This window comes from Salinivirga sp. (genome assembly GCF_035268865.1).
GTDB lineage: Bacteria > Bacteroidota > Bacteroidia > Bacteroidales > Salinivirgaceae > Salinivirga.
The window spans coordinates 1-25617 of record NZ_DATFKB010000184.1; the positions used below are offsets into that span (position 1 = coordinate 1).

Consider the following 25617-nt stretch of genomic DNA (forward strand, 5'->3'; position numbering starts at 1 on the left):
CCCACATCTCAAGCGAAGGTTCGTCCCAATAATTTTGCTCTGCAAATGTCTTGAGTAAGCGGTTACGCTGCTCCAGTGCCTTGTTGTAATCGATTAATTTTTGTAAATAGCTGCGATCGTGCGTAGAAATCAAGGTATTAACCAGCCTTCTGCGCTCTTCGCTGCCATCATGAATGAGCTGCGTATCGCTTGGTGTAATCAGTACAACAGGAATCATTCCAATATGGTCAGACAATCGCGGATACTCTTTTTTATTCCGGCTAAATTTCTTTTTACGGCCTTCCTGTACACCACAAACTATTTTTTCTTCTTCGTCACGAATATTAAATACACCATCAATCATAAAAAAATGGTCGTCCTTCCTAATATTTTGCTGATCAGCAATATTGAAACAACTTTTACAATAAGATAAATAGTAAACCGCCTCGAGTAAATTCGTTTTTCCTGCTCCGTTATCACCTACAAAACAATTGATTGCGGGAGATAAATCCAGCTCAGCAGACTCATAATTTTTAAAATTCAACAGTGTAAGCTTGTTCAAATACATGGATACAAAATTAATCATTGCCTCTTAGATTTTGTATAAAAAACAGAAAACTTACCCACAATCGTTTAACAGCTAAATTCCGCAAGGATTTAATTTTTCAAGATGAAAATCCTTGCCGTATTTAGGTTAACCCCGACTTAGGAAATCACCTGTTTGAGTGAAGTATTGAGATCAAACACGATGGTTTGCTTAGTCGAATTCGCAAGAATACAGCAATTTTCAATTTCTATTTCTTACGGATTTTGGGTAACAGCTTGAAAATTTATTTGCCGATGAAATAATTTCGCTTAATTTTGCGGGGAATTAATAGAAAAATCTGTAAGGAAGATGTCAAAAAAGAAGGAACAAAATCAAGCCCAGGAAACAACATTTGAGAATGTTGAACAGGCGTTGAGTCGCACAGAGCATTTCATTGAGAAAAATCAAAAAACAATTACCACTGTAGCTGTAGTGGTCGCCCTCCTGGTACTGGGATACTGGGGATATCAGAAATATATAATGCAACCAAAAACAATGGAAGCACAGGAAATGATTTTTCCGGCGGAACAATATTTCCAGCGCGATTCATTTAACCTGGCACTGAATGGTGATGGAAACAACTATGGTTTCCTTGACATTATTGACGAATATGGATCAACACCTTCGGGAAATCTGGCTGAATATTATGCAGGTATTTGTTACCTTCATATGGGCAACTTTGCAGAAGCTGTTGATTACTTAAAATCGTATTCTGCTGATGATATAATGACCAGGGTAACCTCAAAGGGCGCCATTGGAGATGCTATGGTAGAAATGGGCGAAAACCTCGAAGGTGCAAAATACTACGAAGAAGCAGCTTCTGTATTTAAAAATAAGTTTACATCGCCAATTTACCTAATGAAGGCAGCGCAAGTGTATTACACTGAAGGGCAATATGAAAAAGCACTTGAATTATACGAACGCATTGAAAAAAACTTCCCAGAAAGTCGCGAATACAGAAGTATTGAAAAATATATAAGCCGCACAAAAGCTATGATGAATTCATAGTCAGGGGCTAAAAGAAGCAAAAGGAGGTGTTGATCAATACCTCCTTTTTTATTCGGAACACTTATAAAACTTCGCATATGGCTACATCATTAAAAAACCTTTCCGATACGGCAATGCAGCCCATTCCAAATGCTACAGGTTATAAATTCGGAATACTCGTTGCCGAGTGGAACCCCGAAGTAACAGAATCGATGGGTAAAGCAGCCAAAGAAACCTTACTGGCCCATGGTGTTAACCCTGAAGATATTTTATACAAGTATGTCCCGGGTAGTTATGAACTATCTCTGGGAGCACAGTACATGGCTGAATATACAGATGTGGATGCTATCATCGTATTGGGTTGTGTAATTCAGGGGGAAACCCGCCATTTCGATTATGTTTGTAAGGCTGTTACAGAAGGAACCAATGAAGTGAGCCTCAAATATAATATCCCGGTTGGATTTGGTGTATTGACGACCGAAAACCAACAGCAAGCGCTTGACCGGGCAGGTGGTAAACATGGTAATAAAGGTGACGAGGCAGCCGGAGCAGCCATCAAGATGGTAGCCCTGAAACATGAAATCAACCAAAAGAATGATTAAACATGTGGTCATGTGGCGGCTTCATGAGCAGGCGGATGGTCGTTCGAAAAAAGAAAATATTAAAATTTTTCTCGAGAAATTAGCCGAACTTCCTGATCAGATCCCGCAGATAATTTCTTTTAATTGCGGAGCTAATGGCATCGACCAAAAAGAACAGGCCGATGTGGTGCTTATAGCAGAGTTTAAAGACAAGGAGGCGCTGAAGGCCTATCGCACACATCCGGCACATATGGAATTTATAGAAAACATTAAAAATTTTCGATACGAAAGGCGAGTGGTTGACATTGAATACTAATCGCTATAACTTCTCAAAGGTAACCCCCGGATTATTTTCGGGGGTTTTTCTTTGGGATAATTTTACCGATTTATCCGCCCTACCGGGCATTAAAAAAAAGTTAGTTTAATAATATTAGAATGCGAAATAAATGATATTTCGAATGCTGAATATAAAAATGGCGCATAGCCCGTAAGCATATGCGCCATCATTTTTTTTGAATAAGATTTATCTCAAAATATCTTTTTCAATTCCCATGCGGATACGTGTATGGTCCACATCGTAGTCCATAATCATGTCGCCGGTTTTATAAAGTTTTACAGCATTAAGGTCGTACCATATGATACTTTTACCAATGCTGACACCACCCAGTACATCAATTTGGCTGTTGCCTGAATTGTATGCCGATACTTTAAAACGGGCATTGTTGTTTACTTTCAGGGTTTTGAATGATACTTCGCCCTGGTTATCGGTTTTGATCGTAACAATTCCCTCAGAGTTTTTAATAAACTGGATGCGTCCAATACTTTTATAAATATGTGGTGAACGCTTTTTAAACTCCGGATTATATTTATCGAGTGTACGCTGAGCCTCCTCTCCTGGTAATGCAATACTGCTATTATTCAACAATTTAATTACAGCAAACAAACCAGCAATGGCCGGGTTATAATCTTTTTCAAGTAATTTACTGTTTTCTTCTATTAACACTTCAGGTGCAGAGAATGAAGCACCGGCATCGTAGGATGCAGTTTGCACACCCAACCCAGCCATTTCATAGGGAGCCCCGGTGACATAAATATTACCTTCTTCGTTTATAGCCAGTCCAAAATCCTGGAATTGCTCGGCCTCTTTAAAAATTTGGTTACCAACAGGATCGCCATCATACTCAAATTCACTCGTAAACATGAACCCTCGTTGTAGTCCAATTTCTTCCAGTCCAACCTGTTGCGCCCAAACCAGGTCGCCATTTGGTTTAATGCGTGCAACAAGCACATCTGGCATTTCTTTGGCTTTTAAATACTTGTAACCAAAATTAAAACTTTCATCAAATGAACCAGTAACAACAACATCACCATTAGGTGCCTGTGCTATTCCATATCCTGTCTCGGTACCTTCACCTCCAAAACTTTGAGCCCAGTGTATATTCAGGTCCTTATCGACCTTTAGTACAAACATATCTCTACTGCCATCTTCGGAGTTTAACTCATAACGACCAAATTTAAGTGTTCCTGAAAAATACCCGGTAAGATAAATATTTCCCTGTTCATCTGTGATGATATCTCCGGTATTGTTGCCACGGTAGCCGCCCATATCCATCACTATACCCCATATTTCGCGTTCGGCATAGGCTTCGTTTAATTTGTTACGCAACTGGAATATTTCAGCTGGTGTGCCGGCATACTGAGGCATGGTCATACCAATAGGTGCATTGATGTATGTGGGGTCGCAAATGGTATATTTTTCATCTTTGTAATTGATGAAATTCCCTTCAATATCTTCATTAAATTTTACGGCTGTTGCCATGTGGCCTGAATATCCTACACCTACTACATCAAGTTGCATCAACTCTTTTACCAGGTAAGCAAACAGTACCGAGCGGTCTTCGCAGTCGGAATAGGGATAATTAAACAGCTCATCGGCAAAAAAGAATTTTTCTTTACCAAATTGCTCCTGGTCGGTTTTATAATCGAAAGCTGTTTGTACGAAACGCAGTAAAATTGAAGCAGCTTCTTTCTCAGACTTATCTGCAATAATGGGTTGTAAACCTTCTTTAAGCGATTGCTTTGTATTGCCGGCTACTGTTGCATCAAAATAGACAGTAGCATCTGAAAGCGGGAAATCGTTGTAGTAATCAATTACATTTTTGTTGTATGCTACCTCAAATTCAAAAGGGTCGCCAATATAGGTAAAGCTAACTTTGCGGGCTGCCTCGTCGAGTTCTGTGTTTAGTGGCCGATCTATATTAAGATCAAAAATTTTTGTTGCTTCGGGAAAATCCTTGTCGTAAGTAAGCACATTGGCGCGGTCGCCATTAATCAAATAGTATTTAATACCATTAAAAGTAAAGAACGGCACATCGTAAATATTATTTGCAGCCGGAATCAGCAGATATAAATTATCCCCTTTGTAAGCAATTCTGGCCCGGTAATTAGATTTAATTAAGAGGAACCATTGCAAAAACACAGCACCTGCATCATCGCCGGCAATTTGTTCACTAGCGTTTTTTAAGAGCAAATAATATCCCCAGTCATTCAAATTCATTTCATTGCTGGTGGTCGTAAGTTGCTCGAGCAAATGATTGTAGTTAGTTTTGGACATCTCCCCGTATTTTTGAGAAATAACCTGCTCTGAGATATTATCTGGAAAATCGTTTAAAAAACTGCGATCGTAGTCCATTGAAATATCTGTTCCATAAAAGTCAAAGTATTGGCTCGAAGTGGCAAAATCTTTTGGGGCGGTTTTTTGCAAAATAGGTTTTTCCACCTCGGCAGGCTTTTTCTGCAGCTGCTTAACCTCTTTATATTCCACAGACTCTTCTTTAGCCTCGGCATTATCTTCAGCTTTAGGCATTTCTTCGGGTTTGGGTCCTATATCAGGTTGCGATTCCTTGTATAGTTCAAACTCTTTGAATTTTTTCTCGAGATAATCCTGCCATTCTTTGTCAAGTTTCTCGATATATTTGTCCATTTGTTCAGCATACTTTGCAAGCAATTCGTCTTGCTGCTTAAAATATTGCTGTTCGCGCTTCTCCTGTTGCTCCTTATACGCTTCCCAATCCTCATCTACCTGGGCAAATGTAACAGATGCGAGCAATAACATTATTATAAGACCTGCAATACTTTTCATGATACTATGGTTTTGATTCTACAAAAAGCAAAAATGCTCAACGCAATTTAATACTTATTGCATAAGTAAACGGAATAAAAAGCGGTTTTTTAATTTCGTTAACAGAAAATTTATCGCTAGTCAAGATATGAACCAACCGCAAAGTAGATGTTTTAAAATAATTAAAACAACACCTGTGCAATAAATATCTCAACCAGAAAATTTCCGGATATAGAACACACACTAACCGAATATGAAATAAAACCTACCGTTTATACAATTGCTTTGGACATTAATGAAAATTTTCACATTTTTATAAGCAAATAACAAAAACAAAACAGCACACATGCAAAACATTACCCAACTGCAAAAGCTTGCCCAGCTAATAGCCATGGAGCACACCGGACTGCGTTACCAGGTGGCGGAAATATTTCAGGTTAGCGAACGCACTATCACTAATTGGATTGCCTACCTGGAAAAAATGGATTTTGAAAAAGTTTGCTATTCCCACTCAACAGACACTTACAAAGTGGTAGAAGGTGAATTACCTCACCCATTATTAAAAACTTAAACAAATGAAGCAAAGCATTTTTCGCCTATTGATTGTTTTATTACCATTTTTGTTGTTTTATTCCTGTTATACCAATATAAACAAACAGAGGAAAGTAAAGAACATCTCTGCTTTCACTAAACTTTACGGATATGTGCGATGGTTCCACCCCAGTGACGAGGCACAGAAAATTGACTGGAAAAAATTTGCCGTTTACGGCGTAAAGAAAGTCGAAAATGCGCCGAATGACCAGGCTTTGAGAGATTCATTGCTCAAATTATTTCGGCCAATTGCTCCTACATTGAGTATTATGCTGGTGGGTGAAAAAGCAACTCAAACGATAAATTACAAGCCAAAAAATCACAAAAAATTCGATAAGACCTATTGGCAACATTTTGGAGTATATCTTGGAAAAGCGTCAAATTCATATCGTAGTATCAGGGTAAACCGTAAAAACAGTTTATTGCAAGGAAAACCAGATTTATTATACCTGGACAAGCTCCCAATTATCGCAAATTATGCACGCGTAAGGCTATCTTTTGATGCAAAATCAATAGATAACTTTAAAGCTTATTTCGGCTTCATAAACTTTCACAAAATTCAAGAATTTATTCTTAATCCAAATATAATTAACCACAACCAATATCAAAGTAGTGAATGGACTAAGATAAAAATAGAAGATTTCGCTACTTCAAACAAAAATACTTTTATTATAGCTTTTCAACAGAATGGATTGAACCCCGTGTTTATTGATAATATTAAAATTGAGTACCTCGAAGATGAAGTATGGAAAACTTACCCTATAGAAAATGGAAGTTTCAGCAATTATTTAAACAAAAACAAACAAGTGGGCAGTGGAAAATATGATTATTACAAAAGTAACATCAAGCGCCTATTAATAAAAGACACTAATAAGGATAATTTTTGTATAAGAATAAAAAAAACTGATTCATTATTTGCCGAAACTCCCGGCGAATATGATATTCTTCAAAAACAAATAACTAAGGGGTTAAGAATAAAACTTCCAATTGTTTTACATACAAATGAAAACAACACTTACCCGATTTTAGACAGCGGAGAATTATTGAAGCTGAAAGAGGCGATTGAAAAGGTAGAATATACACATCCCTACAACTGGTTAGGATCTTATACCATCGCATGGAATGTATTCCAGCACTTTTTTCCATATCATGAAGAACTTGATGTGCAGTGGAAAAATGAATTGATTCCCGGTATAATGTCGCTATACAACACCCAATCGAACCAGCAGGCATTGAAGGAATTTAGAAGACTCATGAGTAAAACAAAAGATGGTCACCTCACAATCAAAAGCCTTTATGATGAGAGAGACTATTTTTTACCGATACGTTGGCAGTGGATCGAGGATCAACTTGTTATTATTAGCTCTCATTATCAAGTTGATATACCAAAGGGGAGCATTGTAAACAAAATTGCGGGACAACCAGCAAAAGCCTATTTCAATAAAATTGGTCCTTTGGTACCCGCGCCCACCGAGGGATTTCATAATTATAAAATGGAAATGTATACGCTTAAGGGAGCATACAATGACAGCATTGAATTGACTATAAAAACTCCTCAGGAGCGCACTCAGTCATTCTATCTACGCTTTAAACGCAAAACTCCGCTTTTTAATAATCCCAATGATTCGCTTCCCCGGTTCAGGTCGCTTAAAAACGGTATTACGTATTGTAACATGGGAACTTTACCCGAAGATATTTATATAAAGCATTTGGAAAAACTAAAAAGTAGTAGCGCGCTTATTTTTGATTTGAGAAACTATCCTGGAAGTGCAGCCTACACAATCATAAGAAATTTGATGCCGCTTGAAGATACAATTAAACCATATTACATGCCCCAAACGATTTACCCTGACAGAAAAGATGTAAATTATAATAATACCGGATGGAACCTGAAGCCTAATGAAGTGCAATTTAAACAACCCGTTGTTTTTTTGACAAATGCAATGGCAATAAGTTATGCTGAATCAATAATGCTCTGGGTCAAACATTATGGATTGGGCACCATTATCGGCCAGCCCACGGCAGGAACCAACGGAAATATAAATATGATTGGACTTCCTGTTGGCAAGCTTGTATTTACCGGTTTAAAGGTAGAATTCCCCGATGGCACTCAACATTTCGCACGTGGTGTTTTACCCGATATAGAGGTCAAACAAACAGTTGAGGCATTTCGAGAAGGTCGTGACTTGCAGTTGGAAAAGGCCGTGGAGTTTCTAAGCAAAATTATTATAGCAGAATAAAGCCTATCTGAAGCGATATTTTTTATACTCAAATCAGATTGTTAAAAACCATTTCGAAAACACAAACTACGACGAATGTTTTTATTACAAAGGAAACATAAACAAATTTTTAGAATTGTATTATGATTACAAGCAACTTAACGGTTAATTTTAGGTGTTGCCTATTTCTTCCTCTCATTTTTTTCAGCTTTAACTCACCTGGACAGATAGAGTTAAACAACAGATATCTTGACAACTACAATGATTTTTTTCCACATAGTATATTTTCTCATTTTACGCATAACGACACTATTGTATTTATTTATCCTGATTCAATAAGTAATACTGGTCTTGCAAATGAGTTAGATGAATTTGTGAATCAATTCTCAAATCACAATATTGTTTTAATAGGTGAAGAAGCCATAGGAAATGAATTTGTTAAATCCAATGAATTAATAGTATTTGGAAATGCAACGATCAATAAATGGTGCAACCATTTCATCAATGACCTTCCAATAAATGATGATATTCTTAGAGGCAATTCTGCAATTAGCAGCTGGTTTAACCCCAAAAATCCGCAAAGAGGATGTTTAATATTCTCTTTTCCCAAAGGAAACACCCTTCCGTCATTAAAAGGAATTGGTTTCGGGAATCAATTAGCTGTAAAAAATGATACATCAGTAATATTTCAAGGTTTCTACAATTTAAGAAATAACAGCCTGATTTTGTCTAAAAAGACAGATGATAAAATTAAAAACAATAAGAAATTTAAGAAAGTAAAAGATGCCAATTTGTTTTTATTGCCGTTATGCGATGATATTAAAGCCAAAAAATTAGAAAAAAATGAAGTAGAAAGATTAATTGATAATGATATTAATAGAAACTTCGACAATACAAAAGATTTAGAATGGTTGGGATCCATTGCTAGAGAAAATGAAGTAATATGTATTGGAGAAAACCATTATTTTAAATCGAACATTAATCTGAGAAACAGGATCTTTTTCTACTTAAACAGCATTGATTCTTTTCCGTATATTTTACTCGAAAAGCCATATTCAAAAACTCCTATAATTGAACACTTTTTAACTTTGTCCGGAAATGATTCAGCTTCATTTTATGAGAAGTATATTAGTCATGTCGTTCATTCCCAGGAGGGATTTGAACTGATAAAACATATAAAACGATGGAATAAGACACATAAATCGAAACCCTTGAACCTTGGGTGCATCGATATTGAGCATCAGTACAAAAATTTAGTTAACCATGTTCTTTTGCCATTGTTATTAGAATGTACAAAAGATTCAATTTTCTCCCCAGATTTTCAAATAAGCAACTTACAACAGCTTGATTCGTTCATTATTAATGCAGAGAAAGTTATAAATAGCACTCAAATTGATCATATTGGATTTTTAAAGAGAAATGATTTTGAAAATATTCTAAGCAACCTGGAAGCAACATTATTATCCTATAAAGCTCATAACAATTCAGGTTTTAAGGGTTTTAGTAAGATTAGGAATAAAAAATATATAGAAAATATATTATTATTCAGACGAAATAATAAAAACAAAAATATAAACAAGTTATATATATTTGGAGGCTCAAATCACTTCAAAAAAAACACACAAGATTCCTTAAATATATATTATTATTTGGATAAAATTAATCTTGATACAAAAAATAAGGTGTATTCGGTAAGACTCTTAAGTCTAGGCTATAGTTTCGAAAATTTGAACCTAAATTCAAGACATCATAAAAGTATGGGTCGAGGATATAGAAGACTTATAAAAAAAGCAAAAGATTATTATGAGTTAAATAATTCAAAATTTAACAAGTTTAGCATCTTTCCGGGTATCACATCAATACTAAAAGACATGATGCTTTTGGGCTGTCAGCTTAATGGAAACCCATTTAAATTTGATTGCATTTACTGGAAAAAGTTGGTAAATAAGTACAATTATAACAGCAGATCGGACAGATTATCATCCCTTGGTATCTATTTTGATCTTTGCTCATTCGATAAAAGCATAATTATTCCTTATAGTCAAATAATAAATGCGATAGAATAATCTATGCTGAAATCTCAAATTTATACCCAACCCGACGCCATGGACTGCGGCCCCATTCCGTTTTATCGGAAGTGGCGGCATACCACGGCAAACACTATAGCCTGCCTTCGCTGCGCAAAAAAAGCCATATTACCCGCGAGGGCGTAAGTTTGTAGGGCATTAGCGATGCGGCCGAGGCCATCGGGTCCTAATCCGCGCTACCGGGTGAAAGTGGAAATTGAGTATTGTCACATTAAGAAAGATTTATAAAATTGCACCATCATGAAAAAATTAAGTAGTATTTTAGTTTGTATTTTTTGTTTCACTTCCTTTATTTTTTGTCAATCAGAAAGGGTAAATTACAGTAAAGATTTTGATTACCTATACAAAGTATTAAAAGAGAAGTCTATTGAGCTTGCAATTTATACTAAAGAAAACAACATTGACCTAGATGAATTATTTATTTCATTAAAGTCTGATTTGCAAAAAGATCCTTCTCTTGAGAACTTTTTGGATGTTCTAAACAATTACTTAATATCTCAGCAGATAAACATAATGGATTTGTTCATCCTTCATTTCTTTGTCCCCCAATTTCAAATTATGAACTTAAAATTAATAAATTCAAAATATGCGCCTTTTCTTAATCATTGAGTTGATATTTTCTATTTACATTTTCGCAAATTGCCAGGAAGATTCTCATTCTAAAGTATTAAATGAACAAAAAGATGAACCTATTCAAATATCAATTCAAGATAATAATAGTGATTCCATATTGATCAGATATACATTTGATAAACTTTTAGAGGATTCAGCGAAATTTATAATACCCAGAGTTATTCCGGGGACATATAGATTCAATGATATTACACAATCAATAAAGGGTTTTCACTGCTATGCTCAAGATAACCATATATTAGCTACTGAAAATATAAACAATTATGCTTTTTTAATTCCAAATTCTAAAAAGCTTAAAAAAATCGAATATTATATAAATAAAGCTAGTTGCAAAAGTGTTTATGATGTTCTAACAAAATATATTTCGACAGATGAATATACTATAATAAACCCAGTTTCATTTTTAGGTTATATAGATGGATACAGAAAAAACAAATACATACTAAATATTCAAATATCACAGAAAAACAATAATAATGATTACATAAATAGAAGTAGCAAGCTTTTAAAAAGGTATCAGTATAATTACAATAATTATGCAGCTATGGTTGAGAATCCACATGTTTACTGTAATTGCGATACTACATTCATTAACAAAAATGACTTCAAAGCTAGCATACAAGTATACTCTGACAATAAAAACATTACATCATTACTAATTAAAAGATGGATAAGTCCACTCACAAAGGTCTTGTCTGATTATACTTCGATTGTTAAAAATGACACAATTCCTTATAGGTTTATATTTATTTTTAGTGATCGCTTTGAACGATATGCTGCTTTAGAGCAAAAAAATAGCTCAACCTATTGTTTCCCCTCAAACTGGGATACCGCATTTTTATCGAAGACAATACAACATATTAGTGCTCATGAATATCTACACAAAATTAGTCCTTTATACTTCTGTAGTGATACTTTAGAAAGACAGCTTTATAATAATTTCTCCTCGAAACACCTTTGGCTTTATGAAGGTCTAACTGAATATTTAGCATTAAAAGCAAACCTTGATGCAAACTTAATAAGTTTAAATAGGTTTATTGAATATCTGTCAATGATGTATTCTTATGTTGATTCTAATTCTCAAGAATACAATAAAAATTTATTAAATACCAGTCAGGATATTCTTAATACTGAAGATTTTAGTAGTTTTCAAGATTTTTACAATAAGGGTGGACTAATCGCTTTTTGCATGGATTTAGAAATATCGATTACAACAAATGGACGCAAGGATTTAATAGTAGCAATATCTGATTATATAGCTCAAAATGGAAGAATCTTCAATGAAAAAGAATTTATAAGAGATTTCCTAAAGGCCAGTAAATTAAATAATATAGATACAAGTATTTTTAATAGCGGATTACTTTCACTTCTAAATGAATCTTTACAGCAAATAGGATACTATTATTCGGATGAACAAAAGCCATGGGTAGAAAGTGTTTTCAATCAACACTTTATTTTAAAATATTATGAAAAGGATAACAGCTTTTTTATACAGTTTAATGAAAATGCTGATTTAAAAAATAAAAAAATTCGACTATTGAAGCTTGCCCAAGAAAATGTGGAAAAAGAAGAAGTTCAGAAAAAACTAATATACCCACCAAATGCCAATCCAGTTAAAATAATGTATGAGCATAATAATGAAATTAAAATAAAAACCATAAAACCTATAAAAACTATTGGGTATAAAATGATAAGAAGAATTAAGCAACAAGAAAAGTTATCTGAGACTCAAGAAAAGAATTTGAAATATTTTATAAATAAATAATATGAACCGAGCCATGATCCGCCGGCTGGCAGAACACACTTTGCCTTCGCGTAGCTTCGGCAGAGCAAGGCTTCGCCTTTGCATAGCTTTCGCTTCCGCTATACCTTCAGCGATCTTGGACGGTGAAGCAAAGCACGTACATGATAACTAAAAAACATATGTGGCAATGATTTGATTTATGGCGAGTTCCACCTGCCCGCCGTAAAACTATAGGCGGTGGGTCTTGAAAGCTTCCCTTAATTAGTAGCACTTTTAAGTAAAGTATACCAATTAAAAAGTTATAAACCCTGATTGTAATTCAGTTAAAATGGATTATATCTGCACCCCGATCACAATGATATCATCGATTTGCTCGTAGCGGTCGCCTTTCCATTCTTCAATTGATTGGTCAAGGGCTGCTTTTTGCTCGCTCATTGATAACGTGCCTGTTTCGATAATTTTGCGTTTGAACCGTTTTGACATGTATTTGCGGCCATCTTCTCCGCCAAACTGGTCGGGGTAGCCGTCAGAAAACATGTATAAGCGGTCGCCTTTCTGCAGTTTCACTTCTTTGCGCGTAAACGGGGTATCAACTTTAATATGGTAGCCAATGGGCATTCGATCGGCCTTAATGGTCTCAATTTCGCCATCGCGCAACACATAAAGGGGATTGTATGCTCCTGAGAATTCAGCCTCAAGTGTATCGTGATTGATGATTGTAAGTGCGATATCCATTCCATCTTTGGAGCCACCCTCCTCACCTGTTTGCTTAAGCGATTTTATTACATATTCACGCAGGCGATCAAGAATTGCGTTGGTGGTTAATGTTTTATCACGTACCACAATCTCATTCAGAAACGCCACACCCAACATGCTCATAAATGCGCCCGGCACACCGTGGCCCGTACAATCTGCTGCCACCACAATGGTTTTATTGCCTATTTGTGTGAGCCAATAATAGTCGCCACTTACAATATCGCGTGGTTTGAACAAAATGAAATAGCTGTCCAGTACCGATTTAGCAAACTCATCGCTGGGCAGCAGTGCCGATTGTATGCGGCTTGCATAATGAATGCTATCGGTAATGTCTTTATTTTGTGCTGCAATTTTATCGCGCTGCCGGCTTATTTCTGCAGTTCTTTCACGTACCTTCTGTTCAAGTACTTTTTTCTCGTGCTTTAATTTACGCTCCCGGTAACGAATATAAAACACAATGGAAAGAATAATGAAAATCACATAACTTATGTATGCCACGGTTGTCCGGTACCATGGTGGATGAATAATCACGGTTATACTCAATGGATCACTCCAAACACCGTCGTTGTTGGTTCCCTGCGCAACGAACACGTAATCGCCCGGAGGCAAACCTGTGTATGGCGCTTTGCGGTTATTGGCATCGGTATAGATCCACTGATCATTAAAGTTTTTCATTTTATACCGGAACATATTCTTCGATGGTTCGGTATAATCCAATGAAGCTAACTCAAAAGTGATAAAATTCTCATTATGCTGTAACTCAATATGCTCCTTTTGATGCGCCAGACTATCAAAACTCGCTTTTTTACCGAAAAGGTAAATATTGCTGATCGCTAAAGGAGGTTTAAACGGATTAAGCGAATCAGGGTTAAATTGCATATAGCCTGATGTAGTGGGCAACAATAAATGATGATCAAAATCTGGATGACGGTAATGTTTTTTCAGAAAATGTAGCTCATGAAAATCATCGCTGCGAAAATAGGTCTCTGTTTGCTCATCAACGACATTCATTTTTGTCAATCCTTTGAGACTGGTAATCCACAAATTTTGATAAATATCGGTGTATACCCCGTTTACATTATTGGCTGCAAGACCATCACTTGAATTGTAGCGCACAAAATCATTGGTTTGTGGATTAAACTTAATGAGTCCATTGTTTGAGGCAACCCACACAAGTGTATCGGTAACTTTGGTATAATAATCGCCTAAATCCGCTTCTATTTCTACGTTAAAAGTATCAACTTTATAGTCACTAAGCGACATACGGTAAATATCGGGTATTACAGCAAACCACAAAGCACTTTTTGATGAGTCAATAAAGCAATCGCCATTGGCTTGTGAGGTTTGTCTTATGGACTCCGGGAATGCAAAAAGTTTGGTCAGCGACTTTTCATCCGGGTTAAACAGAAGAATGTTTCGCGAAGTTCTCAATAGGAAGTGGTCCTGCCAGGGATCGAGGTCTTTTACAAAACGGTTGTCGACATCAAAAACAGAAGAATAATTCACGCCAAACGTAAGGCTATCCTGAAGCCCCAGAAGTTCCTTGTCATAAGCATAAATCGCATCCACAGCAATTACCCATACCCGGTCACCATGCTTTACCAGGTAAAGCGCATGGTTATCGATAGACTGGCCGCCCACTTTTAGTTCGGGCAGTTCCCTGTAACGAATTAATTCTAATGCAGGGTAAGAAAAAACCGCCACACGGTCAGAAAAAGTCATATACATACGGTTTCCTGCAAGCATCATGTCTGTGACATCATACTCAGGTTCACCGGTAAAATCATCTGCGGGAAAAATTTCCTGTGGTATTTCGATGGTTTTATTTTTATTTTCATTAGATGAAAAGTAATGCAACATGCCTGTTTTACCGGCGGTTAAAAACTGATTATCTGAAATTTTAAGAATCGGGAATGGCGCATAATTGTTCATGCCCAAATCAGCATAGTGAAACCACGGTGGGCGTATCCTGTTAAGGCCTTCTTTAGTTGCTATCCAAAGATTGTGAGAACGGTCTTCGAGTATGTTACGCACATTATTACTGTAAAGCCTGTTTTTATTGTTTTGCCTGTAGCTCACCACATTTTTGGTTGCAGGGGAGTATGCATGCAAACCGTTTGAAGTGGCCAACCATATTCGACCTTTATGATCTTCCTGTATATTAAACAATCTAACCGGAGCATTGAAAAAAGCGTGTTCTTTTGACCTGCCATTTGCGAATACCTGTATTAAACCATTGCGTGTTCCAATCCAGTAATTTCCATTGGCACTCTGAATAAGCGGCATATTGTAACCATCTTCAATAATATCAGGATGCACTTTTTTCCTGAAATCGATGTCGATACTCTCCCAGCGCTCACCACTAAACACATGAATACCATTTTCAGTAAGCAGGGTAAAAAAGCCCTCATTATTGACATACAAATCTTTAATGGCTGCAGCATGGATAGCCTTTTCCGGATAATATGCTACCTGTGACAATTTAGCTATCTCACTTTCGTAATTAACCGGAAAAATGGCAACACCATAGCCGGAAAGTGGATTTTCAGTATCCTCGAAAGAGTTGGAACCATCTGATTCGAAATGAATGGTATAAACCCCGGCTTCAAGCTCTACAAGCCTTGTGGAAAGTCTGAAAAGGCTCCCTTTCTGAATCGGATGAAAGCTGTTTTTTGCATTATAAATGGTATCGTTACCTCGCAGAATTGTGCCATAATCATAAAAATTACCATCGGAGCCCTCTCCACAAGAGACAATTAAAAATTGCTGTTTTTCAACAACTTCTATTTTCTGTTGATTGGTAATTATGCTTTCCGGTTCATTTTGTTTCAACCACTTTATTACGCCCGGATGAATAAGCTGTTGCGCCAATGTAAAGGTATCTACCTCCTGCTCACTGCGGTAACGTATAAGCTGGTCTTGCACCGGCCCGATCCAATAGTTTTTAAATTTATCCTGTAAAATTCGGGTATTAATGTCGAAAGTATTTTCCGTCACGTACGGAAACTTGCCGGTTAATTGTTCATTTTGAAAAGCGAAAAGGCGGTTATAATGGCGCAACCAGATATGCTCATCCTGATCCAGATACAAATAAGTTAAATCGTTGTATGGAATAGATGTGGAGTCTTTTCTGTCGTGCCTGAATAGTCTGTAGGAGTAGCCGTCGTAGCGGTAAAGGCCGTTGCGTGTAGCTAACCACATAAAACCAGTGCTATCCTGCACCATGCCCGACACAAAACCCAAAGACCTACCACTCTCATTCGTAATCTGTTCAAAACGAACATTTTGACCAAACAACGAGGTGGTAATAAACAGCAGTATTATTATTACGATTCCTGGCTTCATTTTAACAAGTGAAAATTACACCAAGTAATGCAATAAAGCAACTTTTTTTATAATGGAAAAAATTACTCTTGGTGCATTATATTAGGAAACAACAATTGTTTTTACATTCATGAATTCCCGGATGCCATATAATGACAATTCGCGTCCGTATCCGCTCTCTTTAATACCCCCGAAAGGTAGCCTTGGATCGCTTTTAACAAAATCATTTACAAAAACAGCCCCTGCTCTTATAGAATCACTGGCTATGCGCTCACCACGTTTGAGGTCAGTTGTAAAAACAGCTGCACCTAATCCAAAATTGGTGTCATTAGCCACTTCAATAGCTGCATCTTCATCATCGACCATAATTACCGATGCTACTGGCCCAAAAAGTTCCTCATCATAGGCGGGCATTCCTTTGCTGACATTACTCAGAACGGTTGGCGGATAAAAAGCACCTTTCCCTTCAGGAACTTCACCTCCCAGTTCAAGCACAGCTCCTTTTTCAATACTTTTTTCAACCTGAAAATGCAACTCTTCGCGAAATTGCTTACTGGCTAATGGCCCAACATGGGTATCGTCTTCTGTGGGATCGCCAACTTTAGCCATTTTCATTTTGGCAATGAATTTCTTAATAAATTTGTCATATACCGATGCAACAACAATAAATCGCTTGGCCCCGATGCAACTCTGACCGGCATTCATCAGGCGACCTGCTACACATTTTTCTACAGCAAGGTCGATGTCTGCATCTTCCAGAATAAGGTAAGGATCGCTACCACCCAGTTCCAACACAGATTTCTTAATACTTTTCCCGGCAGCTTCTGCAACAGCCTTACCGGCAAGCGTACTACCAGTTAAGGTAACTCCGGCAATACGCGAATCACTAATAAGTTTAGAAGTCTCACTGCCTCTTAACAATAAACTTAAAAAAGTACCTTCAGGAAAACCGGCATCGAGAAACAATTGCTGAATGGCCAGCGAGCAACCGGTAGCATTACTTGCATGTTTGAGTATGGCCACGTTTCCTGCCATTAAATTAGGTGCTGCAAACCTAAAAACCTGCCAAAAAGGGAAATTCCACGGCATTACAGCCAAAATCGGACCTAACGGTTGGTAATCAATTTGAGCTTTTGAATATTCTGTGGCAACTTCTTCTGATATTAAAAAGCGTTGAGCATTTTCTGCATAATACTCGCATACCCAGGCACATTTTTCTATTTCGCCCCTTGATTCGTTAATGGCTTTGCCAATTTCACGGGTAATAAGTGAAGCATATTGTTCCTTTCGCTCACGTAGTATTTTAGCAGTCTCTTCCAATAGCGATTTACGCTTATTAAAGGGTGTTGCCCTCCACTCAACCCACTGATATGCAGATTTATCAAGCAATTCTTCGAGTTTGTCTTCTGAAACCTGATCATATGAAGCTATAAGACTTCCATCGTATGGATTGATACTTTTTAATGTCATAAGAAAAAATTTTAGTGATAAAGATACAAGGTAATAAATAAAAGAGGGGGAAACAAATCCCCCTCCTAATTTTAATCTTCGCTTTCATCATCGAAGTAATCTTCCAATGACTCTTTTTGTCGTAATCTTGCTAATTCTTCTTCATAATCATCCCACTCTTCAATTTCCTGATAAACTTTACGACTTGGTTTCTTTTTACTCTTTCGGGGATCTCTAATTTTTTTATCCCGATCAAACTCTGCCTCGGCTTTACGGCGAAGTGAATCTTGTCGTTTCATTTTACATTTTAGTTTTATAAGATCTGATAGTGTGTCCTCTTTTAAGGAACGTTAAAAAAAAGGTTTTATTCAGTTTTAATTAGCTATTTGCTTACACGAGTATGTTTATTCTATCACGGGTTTTATTGGTACTACTTTAACAGGCTTTAAAATAATAATTACCAACGCAAGTTAAAAATATTTCAAATATAAAAACAAATGGTAATATGTTTTTGTGCAAAAAAATTAAAACAAATAAGTTGCTCCAAGCTTAAGCCCCATTACATTACCAATGCCCAACTCAGCATTGGCAGCCCAATGGTCGTTGAAAAAGTAGCTACCACCGGTTTGTATCCCAAAATAAAGGCCCGAGCCCCTTGCTCCATCGTAGTTTATGCCATCGTTATCTGATTTCAAAACTGTATTGACAGAGATAAACCCCAATGATGCTCCAGCATAGAACAGAAAAGGAGCTCTGATTTTCAATAAGTTATTAAAGTGATAGTTTCCCCTTGCAGCAATTGTAAAAGCCCTGTGTTGCCAGGTATCTCCGCCAAAGGTTTCCGATTGACTGCGATAACTGAAGGCACCACCTACTGAAACCTCGTCATGGACCATAACCTCAGCGCCTGCATAAAAAGGTACTCCCCAGGAGGAAACACCAAAACCAAAATTCATATAAATATTCCCTTCCCGGGGTACTTTTGATCCCCGCGGCAATGATGACTGTGCATTAGCAGAAATTGCGAAAGCCGACACTATCATCAATATAATAAGTTTTCTCATATGGTATTTTTTTTCGGGCAAAGGTAAATTATTTTACATATTTGTAACTTGTAAGTAACGTAAATAATTGTGTATGGATTGTAAGAAAAACGAAAACCTGGGTATGTGTAATTGCACTTACCCCTGCAGTCGAAAAGGACTTTGTTGCGAATGCATAGCCCACCACAGAAAAAAAGGTGAACTGCCGGCATGTTATTTTCCAGCTGATGCAGAAAAAACCTATAACCGCAGCATTGAATATTACCTGGAAATATCGAAAAATTAATGCAAGACAAATCAAAAAATAACCCAGTAAAACCGGAACTCTTGCTGCCGGCAGGAAACATGGAAAACTTTAAAGCTGCTATTGTTGGCGGCGCCGATGCCGTATACCTTGGCATTAAACAATTTAATGCCCGTGGGCGCGCTCAAAACTTTTCGTGGCAGGAACTTGCTACTGCCCTCGAAATAGGCCGACAATACAAAGTAAAGATTTATGTCACACTCAATACAGTTATAAAAAACACTGAAATTGAGGATCTTATAGAAACACTTCATCATTTAAATCAACTACGACCCGATGCCCTCATTATACAGGACTGGGGTGTATATTACATTGTAAAAAAATATTTTCCTAAATTAAAAGTACATGCCAGCACACAAATGGGAAATCATAACCATTTGGGTACAAATCATGCAAAAAAACTAGACTTTCAGCGGGTAATTTTGGCAAGAGAACTTACCATGCCCGAATTGAAACGTATTACACAAAATACCGAAGTTCAGACAGAAGTATTCATTCATGGAGCCCTCTGCTACTCTTTTTCGGGTATGTGTCTGTTCAGCAGTTTTACAGGAGGACAGGGTGCTAATCGTGGGCTATGCAAGCAACCATGTCGCAGAATTTTCCATACGCCTCAAAAATCAACCCCGTTTAGTTTAAAGGATCTTCAGTCGGAAAATAACATAGAACAACTCAAACAATTAAACATTCATTCGTTAAAAATAGAAGGCCGCTTAAAATCAGCAAATTATGTGTTTAATGTAGCAAAAGCATACAAAATATTGCTAAATGACCCTTCAAAACGGAACGAAGCCCTTAAACTACTTGAAATGGATATGGGCAGAGATAAAACAGGCTACTTTGCGGGCGGTGATGTATCAGATGCTATTACCAGCCGCACTGCCACAGGCTATAATTTGGGACACATTATTAAAAATGATACTGAGTACCTGACTATACATACAAGCACAAAACTGGAGAAAGGAGACCGCTTAAGAATCGTGCACCAGGATGGAACACAAACAGCTTTTAAAATAAATAAACATGAGGCCATTGACAATGGCTACAGCATTTTAAAAACAGCACGCGGAAAATTTGCAAAGGGGGACAAAGTATTTTTGGCATCGCAAAAAGAGAAAAAAATAAAATCTATCGATGTACCTGCTGCAGAATTCAACTCAAAACCCATTAGTAAAAAAAATAAAGCTCAGATAGCTGATGAAATAAAGGATAAAAAAAGAAAGAATACCAGGAGCAACAGAGATAATATTTTTGTAAGAATCAATGACCTTGATTGGATTAAAAAAATACAATTTAACGACATTGAAGGATTACTGCTAAAATTACCATTGAAGCAATATGGACAGCTGCGCACAGAGGTTCCATTTATAAAAAAGAACCTGCATAAAATTATTATTGAATTACCAGCGTTTATTCCCGAAGATGGAATAAGCAAATGGAAGGAGCTTATTAATAACCTAAAAAGTAAAGGCATTAAAAAATTTGCCCTTAGTCATCTTTCCCAACAATTGTTTTTCAATCCGAAAGATTTCCTCATGACCAACGAGCAGGTTTATGCATTTAATGATGCTGTTATACATGTGCTTAAAAGTGAAAAAATAAACAAGTATACCCTGCCATTTGAAAACGACATGGACAATATTAAAAACTACTCATTCTCAGATGGAATAATACCCGTATACTTCAGGCCACCCTTATTTTTCTCGCGTATGCCGGTCAAAATTGATTCCCGGAAGCCCGTATTTGACGACTACAACCCAAATATGCAACTCAATTATATAAAACGCGATAACCTTAATTATATTTATCCGGAACAACCGGTATCATTTACACACCAGGTCAATGAATTTAGGAAACAGGGTTTTAATAATTTTCTGGTTGATTTTAGTTTCGAAAAACCATCACAGAACCGCTGGAAAACAGTTTTAAAACGGGTTAAATTTTCTGAACAAATACAACCCGCCTACAGCTTCAACCTTAAAAACGGGCTGGTTTAAAAATCATTTAAAATAAAAGAATCAAATAAAGAGAAGGACCTATTTTATTAATCTACAAAATCCAAATTTTGCATAACCTCATAATTTACGTAATTTTATAACAAATAGAACTCAAAAATTTACTGCAATGAAAACAAAAAACTTAATTTTAGTTGTATTGATAATAAGCCTGTTCGGGATGTTCAATTCCTGCTCAAAACCAGATCAGCATTTGAAAACGATTCCCTCTACAGCTAATTTGGTGGGCTCTGTAGACTTGCTTAGTACCGCCAAAAAAGCACAACTTTACGATTTGGACCAATATGCTTTTTACAATGATATGATGAAAAAGCTGCAAGAGGAAAATCCCGAATTGCACAGTTATCTCTCAGAAATAATAAGCAACCCGCTAAAAACAGGCATTCGGTACCGTGAAGATATGTTTATGTTTGCCGAAGACCTCAATTCGAACCCCCACATGGGTGTTACCATGTCTATTCGTAACAGTGAAGATTTCGAGACTTTCATCACCAATATTCTGGAGAAAACTAAAAGCGAAATGGTCATCACTAAAAAGAAAGGCCTAAGCTATGCCACTGAAAAAAACATGATGATTGCCTACGATAATGAGAAAATGCTCATGGTTGCTCATGAAGGCTCAGGTGAAGACGAGCTATTTAGCTACATAAAAACCTTAATGAACCAAACTACAGAAGACGCAATTTTATCGCATAGTGACTTCAAAAAGTTTAAAGCAGATAAAAAGGATTTTAATTTCTGGCTGGCAAGTGATGCTTTACCCCAAACACCCCAAACAGCAATGATCAAAACCCAGATACCTTTTGAAACAGAAGGCAATTACTTACATGCGCATATGAATTTTGAGGATGAGGGTATATTTAGTACAGCAAAATGGACCTTTAATGAAGAAATTCAGGCTATTCTGGATGATTATGACTTTTCACGTAAATTTAATACCGAGTTACTCAATTATTTACCAAAAGATAATTATGCCACAATTGGTTTCGGACTTAACCCCGATGCCATCTACAAATGGCTAAATGATATACCATCATACAAAAATATGCTCGACCAGGCCAACAAAAATGCACCACTAAGCGCAGAGAAAGTTGTAAATAGCCTGAAGGGTGATATTATAGTTGCCATGCACGGATTCATGCTTCCCGATGAGGCTGAAACAACAAGCCCGGGCGCTCAAAACCAAAATGTAATGCCTTATGCATCTGCAATTGTATCAATGAACAACAGCGATGTTTATGACCAAATCGTTAATAATATGCTTCCCAAAGGCCTGTTCGAAGAAATGAACACCTATTACAGGGGCAAATTTGCTGGTTTCTATGTATATTTTGGATTGTACAACAATAACCTGATTGTAACAAATGATAAAAACGTAATTAAAGCTGCTACAGATGGGGGCTTAGAAGAAAACGTCGGAAAAACTGAGTTGGCCGACATTTTCAATCATAGTACATTTATGTATATGAACATGGACTGGGACCAATATCCGGATGGCTTGAAAGATATGATGGAAAAAAATATGAGTAATGCTGAATTTGAAAACTTCAGATCTGTTACAAACTATACCAAACAGATGCAGGTTTATGAAGAAAATATAGGAGAAGGTAAAATGGAGTTTTTAATGAAGAACAACGATGGGAATGCGCTCCACACCATTATGCAAATAATTGATGAACAACGTATGAAAATGGATAAGAAAGAAGAGGAAAAAGAGGATAAATTAGCCGAAGTTATTCAAGAATAAATATGAACATATAAAAATATTTAAGCTAATAAATATATCTATAAAAGGCGACACGCATTGAGTGTCGCTTTTTTTTATGACCAAATGAATAGCGGGTAAAACTACCTGATTGACAAAAAATCTTATGAATTTGTTAAAATTGGTTAAATTATTGTATATTTGTAGTGGGTTTTTAATCGACAGTTTTATACTGTCGTCATGGTTTTAAGGGTTAATAACGGTGCGAGAGGAAATTTTTGTTTCCTCTCGTTTCTTTTTATACAAAAATCCATAAAAAGTAATGCTTTCATTTAGCTATAGGCCTTCAAGTCGTTATTTTCTATTACCATTATTGATTTCACTACATATATTCGGGTATTAATTTTATTTCAATAATGCATTGATGCTATCAGAAAAAAGTATTCATGTGTTTAAATTTAATTTTATTCGCAAGCCCATGAGCTCACTTCGTTCGGTTCAATGGTCATTACCTGTCCCGATGCCAATCGGGATAGAACCTCTTATTTCCTGTTTTACAGTTTTTTACTTCTGTTTTTACATTTAATCATGCTCGTGCCTTGCTTCGCCGAAGCTTTGCGAAGGCGAAGTGTGTTTAAATGTTTAAGCATGGAGGTTTCATCTTTTCAAAGATATGCTTGTAGACATCATTAAACAAAAAACACACACGGCCAATATTGCAAAACACGTTTTTTTACAAATGCTCTTTTTAAAGCTTTATCCCATTTTTCAGGGACAAAACCATAGAAAAGCAATAGGATTTTGGCTATTCCATCCTTTTTACATACTTTTGCAGCGCGTATGACAATACGAAATACTTGCATAGACAACATTCAGATAGTTGTACTGGAATTTATTCATAAATTCCTGTTCAAGCTGGCAACACACTTATGACTTTTTTGAACATTCACCTTATCAACTTGTTGCCATAACGTGAACCAGACAGAAACACTATTTTTTTAATTTTTATAAACTAAAAATCAATTTATTATGAAGAAAATGAACATTGTTCAATTTTTAGGTATTTTTTTGATTTTATTCACAGCCTTTTCATCTTCTGCTGTAGCACAGGAAGAAGAGAAAAAGGACGGATTCAAAATCGGTGGTGCTGTACGTTACAACATCATCAGTACTGATTATGAAAGTGACCCTACAACACTTAGTACATCAGCCACTTGGGATACCTGGCGATTAAACGTTGACGGAACCATGAAAGGACTCGATCTAAGTTTTGAGTATCGCTTTTACCCAACTTTTGCCACACATTTTATGCACCACGGTTGGATAGGCTACAATTTTAATGATGTAGCTTACATGAAACTTGGTGTAAGTCAGGTACCATTTGGTATCACCAAATTCGCTTCACACTCATGGTGGTTCCAGGGACCTTACTATGTAGGTCTTGAGGATGACTATGACATGGGTATCAAATTTGATTTGAATTTTGTAGAAAACCTTGATCTTGCTGTAGCTTACTACCGTCAGGCAGAACCACAAGGCCCAGCAAGTGGTGGTGTAAACTGGACAGGACCAGGTGCCGGTCGGTATTCATACGATATCACACCTGGTTCAGGAGGAGTTGTAAATGATGGAACAGGTATGGTTGATACTGTTACAGCCTCAATACGTGAGCTTAACCAATTTAACGTGCGCGCTGCATACCATATTACCGAAGACATCGAAATTGGTGCTTCTGGACAATTTGGACAAACTTACAACTCAACCTTAGATGATTCAGAAATGTCAATGGCAATTGCAGGACACGTTGTGGCTAACTTTGGAAACTTTAATTTCAAAGGGGAATTCGTAAATTATAATTACGGTGCCAAAAGTGATACAGATCAGGATCTGGATATAGTACAGATGGGTGCATATGGATCATCATATAACGTTGCAACAGAAGCTAATATGTACGTAGCTGGCTTAGCTTACAGTATTCCTGTTGAATGGGGTCCAATTACCAACATCCAACCTTATGTTGACTTTACCCTGATTGACAAAGCTAATGAAGACTTCTATGATACTCAGCATTTAGTGCCTGGATTCCTAATTACGGCAGGTAGCATTTATACTTATGTAGACTATGCAATGGGTAAAAACCAACCATGGTTAACAGACAGTTTTGGATTAGGTCTGGGACAAGGTGTTGAAGATCCAGAATGGAATAAGCGTTTCAACATTAATATTGGATATTACTTCTAAAAAACGTAAATTAGTTCCCGGATTGTTTTCCGGGAACTAATTTTCATTACTAATACTTAAAATATGAGTGACATACAAGTAAAGAATTTGAATGTCATTTTCGGAAAGCGAAAAAAAGAAGCGCTCAAATTACTAAACGATGGTTATTCTAAAGCCGATATTCTGGATAAAACAGGATGTACAGTAGGTGTATACGATGCCAGCCTTGATATAAAAGACGGCGAAATTTTCGTTGTAATGGGCCTTTCCGGA

The 25617-nt window shown here is 36.7% G+C and carries 18 protein-coding genes and 1 pseudogene; 13 read left to right on the forward strand and 6 right to left on the reverse strand.

Annotated elements, in window-relative coordinates; all coding sequences use genetic code 11:
* Positions 1–565: DNA replication/repair protein RecF (gene recF / locus VJ937_RS10980; protein ID WP_324067033.1), on the reverse strand; the 565-nt coding region annotated here is incomplete at its 3' end.
* Between the two features lie 309 nt (positions 566–874).
* Between recF and VJ937_RS10985 the strand changes: the two genes are divergently transcribed.
* The 3 genes from VJ937_RS10985 (at position 875) to VJ937_RS10995 (ending at position 2449) form a co-directional block, all read left to right on the forward strand.
* Positions 875–1573: a tetratricopeptide repeat protein gene (locus VJ937_RS10985; RefSeq protein ID WP_057951703.1), complete on the forward strand. Its 699-nt coding sequence runs from the start codon at positions 875–877 to the stop codon at positions 1571–1573.
* Positions 1574–1650: 77 nt separating this feature from the next.
* Positions 1651–2154, forward strand: a complete 504-nt coding sequence (ribH, locus tag VJ937_RS10990; protein ID WP_324067035.1) for a 6,7-dimethyl-8-ribityllumazine synthase — start codon at positions 1651–1653, stop codon at positions 2152–2154.
* Positions 2155–2164: 10 nt separating this feature from the next.
* Positions 2165–2449 carry a Dabb family protein gene (locus VJ937_RS10995; RefSeq protein WP_324067037.1) on the forward strand — a complete coding sequence of 95 codons (285 nt, stop codon included), beginning with the start codon at positions 2165–2167 and terminating at the stop codon, positions 2447–2449.
* A 207-nt stretch (positions 2450–2656) separates the two neighbouring features.
* On the opposite strand, the gene VJ937_RS11000 is transcribed toward VJ937_RS10995, so the two are convergent.
* Positions 2657–5275 carry a hypothetical protein gene (locus VJ937_RS11000; RefSeq protein ID WP_324067039.1) on the reverse strand — a complete coding sequence of 873 codons (2619 nt, stop codon included), beginning with the start codon at positions 5273–5275 and terminating at the stop codon, positions 2657–2659.
* A gap of 325 nt (positions 5276–5600) precedes the next feature.
* Here VJ937_RS11000 and VJ937_RS11005 point away from each other — a divergent pair, with 325 nt between their 5' ends.
* From VJ937_RS11005 to VJ937_RS11030, 5 genes are all read left to right on the forward strand, one after another.
* Complete coding sequence (locus tag VJ937_RS11005) at positions 5601–5825, forward strand: hypothetical protein (protein ID WP_324067041.1); 225 nt, start codon at positions 5601–5603, stop codon at positions 5823–5825.
* A 4-nt stretch (positions 5826–5829) separates the two neighbouring features.
* Positions 5830–8085, forward strand: a complete 2256-nt coding sequence (locus VJ937_RS11010) for a S41 family peptidase (protein WP_324067043.1) — start codon at positions 5830–5832, stop codon at positions 8083–8085.
* A 122-nt stretch (positions 8086–8207) separates the two neighbouring features.
* Positions 8208–10130 (forward strand): hypothetical protein, encoded by a 1923-nt coding sequence (locus VJ937_RS11015; protein ID WP_324067046.1) that lies wholly within the window; start codon positions 8208–8210, stop codon positions 10128–10130.
* Positions 10131–10391: 261 nt separating this feature from the next.
* On the forward strand, positions 10392–10760 hold the full coding sequence (locus VJ937_RS11025) for a hypothetical protein (protein WP_324067048.1): 369 nt from the start codon (positions 10392–10394) through the stop codon (positions 10758–10760).
* Positions 10738–12549, forward strand: a complete 1812-nt coding sequence (locus VJ937_RS11030; RefSeq protein WP_324067050.1) for a hypothetical protein — start codon at positions 10738–10740, stop codon at positions 12547–12549. Before VJ937_RS11025 ends, VJ937_RS11030 begins: the two co-directional genes overlap by 23 nt.
* Before the next feature lie 312 nt (positions 12550–12861).
* Here VJ937_RS11030 and VJ937_RS11035 read toward each other — a convergent pair whose 3' ends face one another.
* The 4 genes from VJ937_RS11035 to VJ937_RS11050 form a co-directional block, all read right to left on the reverse strand.
* On the reverse strand, positions 12862–16629 hold the full coding sequence (locus VJ937_RS11035; protein ID WP_324067052.1) for a SpoIIE family protein phosphatase: 3768 nt from the start codon (positions 16627–16629) through the stop codon (positions 12862–12864).
* An 81-nt stretch (positions 16630–16710) separates the two neighbouring features.
* Positions 16711–18078, reverse strand: a complete 1368-nt coding sequence (locus tag VJ937_RS11040) for an NAD-dependent succinate-semialdehyde dehydrogenase (RefSeq protein ID WP_324067054.1) — start codon at positions 18076–18078, stop codon at positions 16711–16713.
* A 71-nt stretch (positions 18079–18149) separates the two neighbouring features.
* Positions 18150–18356: a hypothetical protein gene (locus tag VJ937_RS11045; protein WP_324067056.1), complete on the reverse strand. Its 207-nt coding sequence runs from the start codon at positions 18354–18356 to the stop codon at positions 18150–18152.
* Between the two features lie 225 nt (positions 18357–18581).
* Entirely contained in the window at positions 18582–19121 is a 540-nt protein-coding gene (locus VJ937_RS11050) for an outer membrane beta-barrel protein (protein ID WP_157754526.1), read from the reverse strand.
* Positions 19122–19194: 73 nt separating this feature from the next.
* Here VJ937_RS11050 and VJ937_RS11055 point away from each other — a divergent pair, with 73 nt between their 5' ends.
* The 5 genes and pseudogenes from VJ937_RS11055 to VJ937_RS11075 all read left to right on the forward strand — a co-directional run.
* The gene (locus VJ937_RS11055) at positions 19195–19386 is read left to right on the forward strand and encodes a DUF6485 family protein (protein WP_057951722.1); all 192 of its coding nucleotides are present in this window, start codon (positions 19195–19197) and stop codon (positions 19384–19386) included.
* Entirely contained in the window at positions 19386–21401 is a 2016-nt protein-coding gene (locus tag VJ937_RS11060) for a peptidase U32 family protein (RefSeq protein WP_324067060.1), read from the forward strand. The genes VJ937_RS11055 and VJ937_RS11060 overlap by 1 nt, the downstream gene beginning before the upstream one ends.
* A gap of 127 nt (positions 21402–21528) precedes the next feature.
* Positions 21529–23166, forward strand: coding sequence for a DUF4836 family protein (locus tag VJ937_RS11065; RefSeq protein WP_324067062.1), 1638 nt, complete (start codon positions 21529–21531; stop codon positions 23164–23166).
* 987 nt (positions 23167–24153) lie between these two features.
* Positions 24154–25365 (forward strand): hypothetical protein, encoded by a 1212-nt coding sequence (locus VJ937_RS11070; protein ID WP_324067064.1) that lies wholly within the window; start codon positions 24154–24156, stop codon positions 25363–25365.
* Positions 25366–25428: 63 nt separating this feature from the next.
* Positions 25429–25617 (forward strand): annotated as a pseudogene (locus VJ937_RS11075) (ABC transporter ATP-binding protein); the annotation flags it as partial.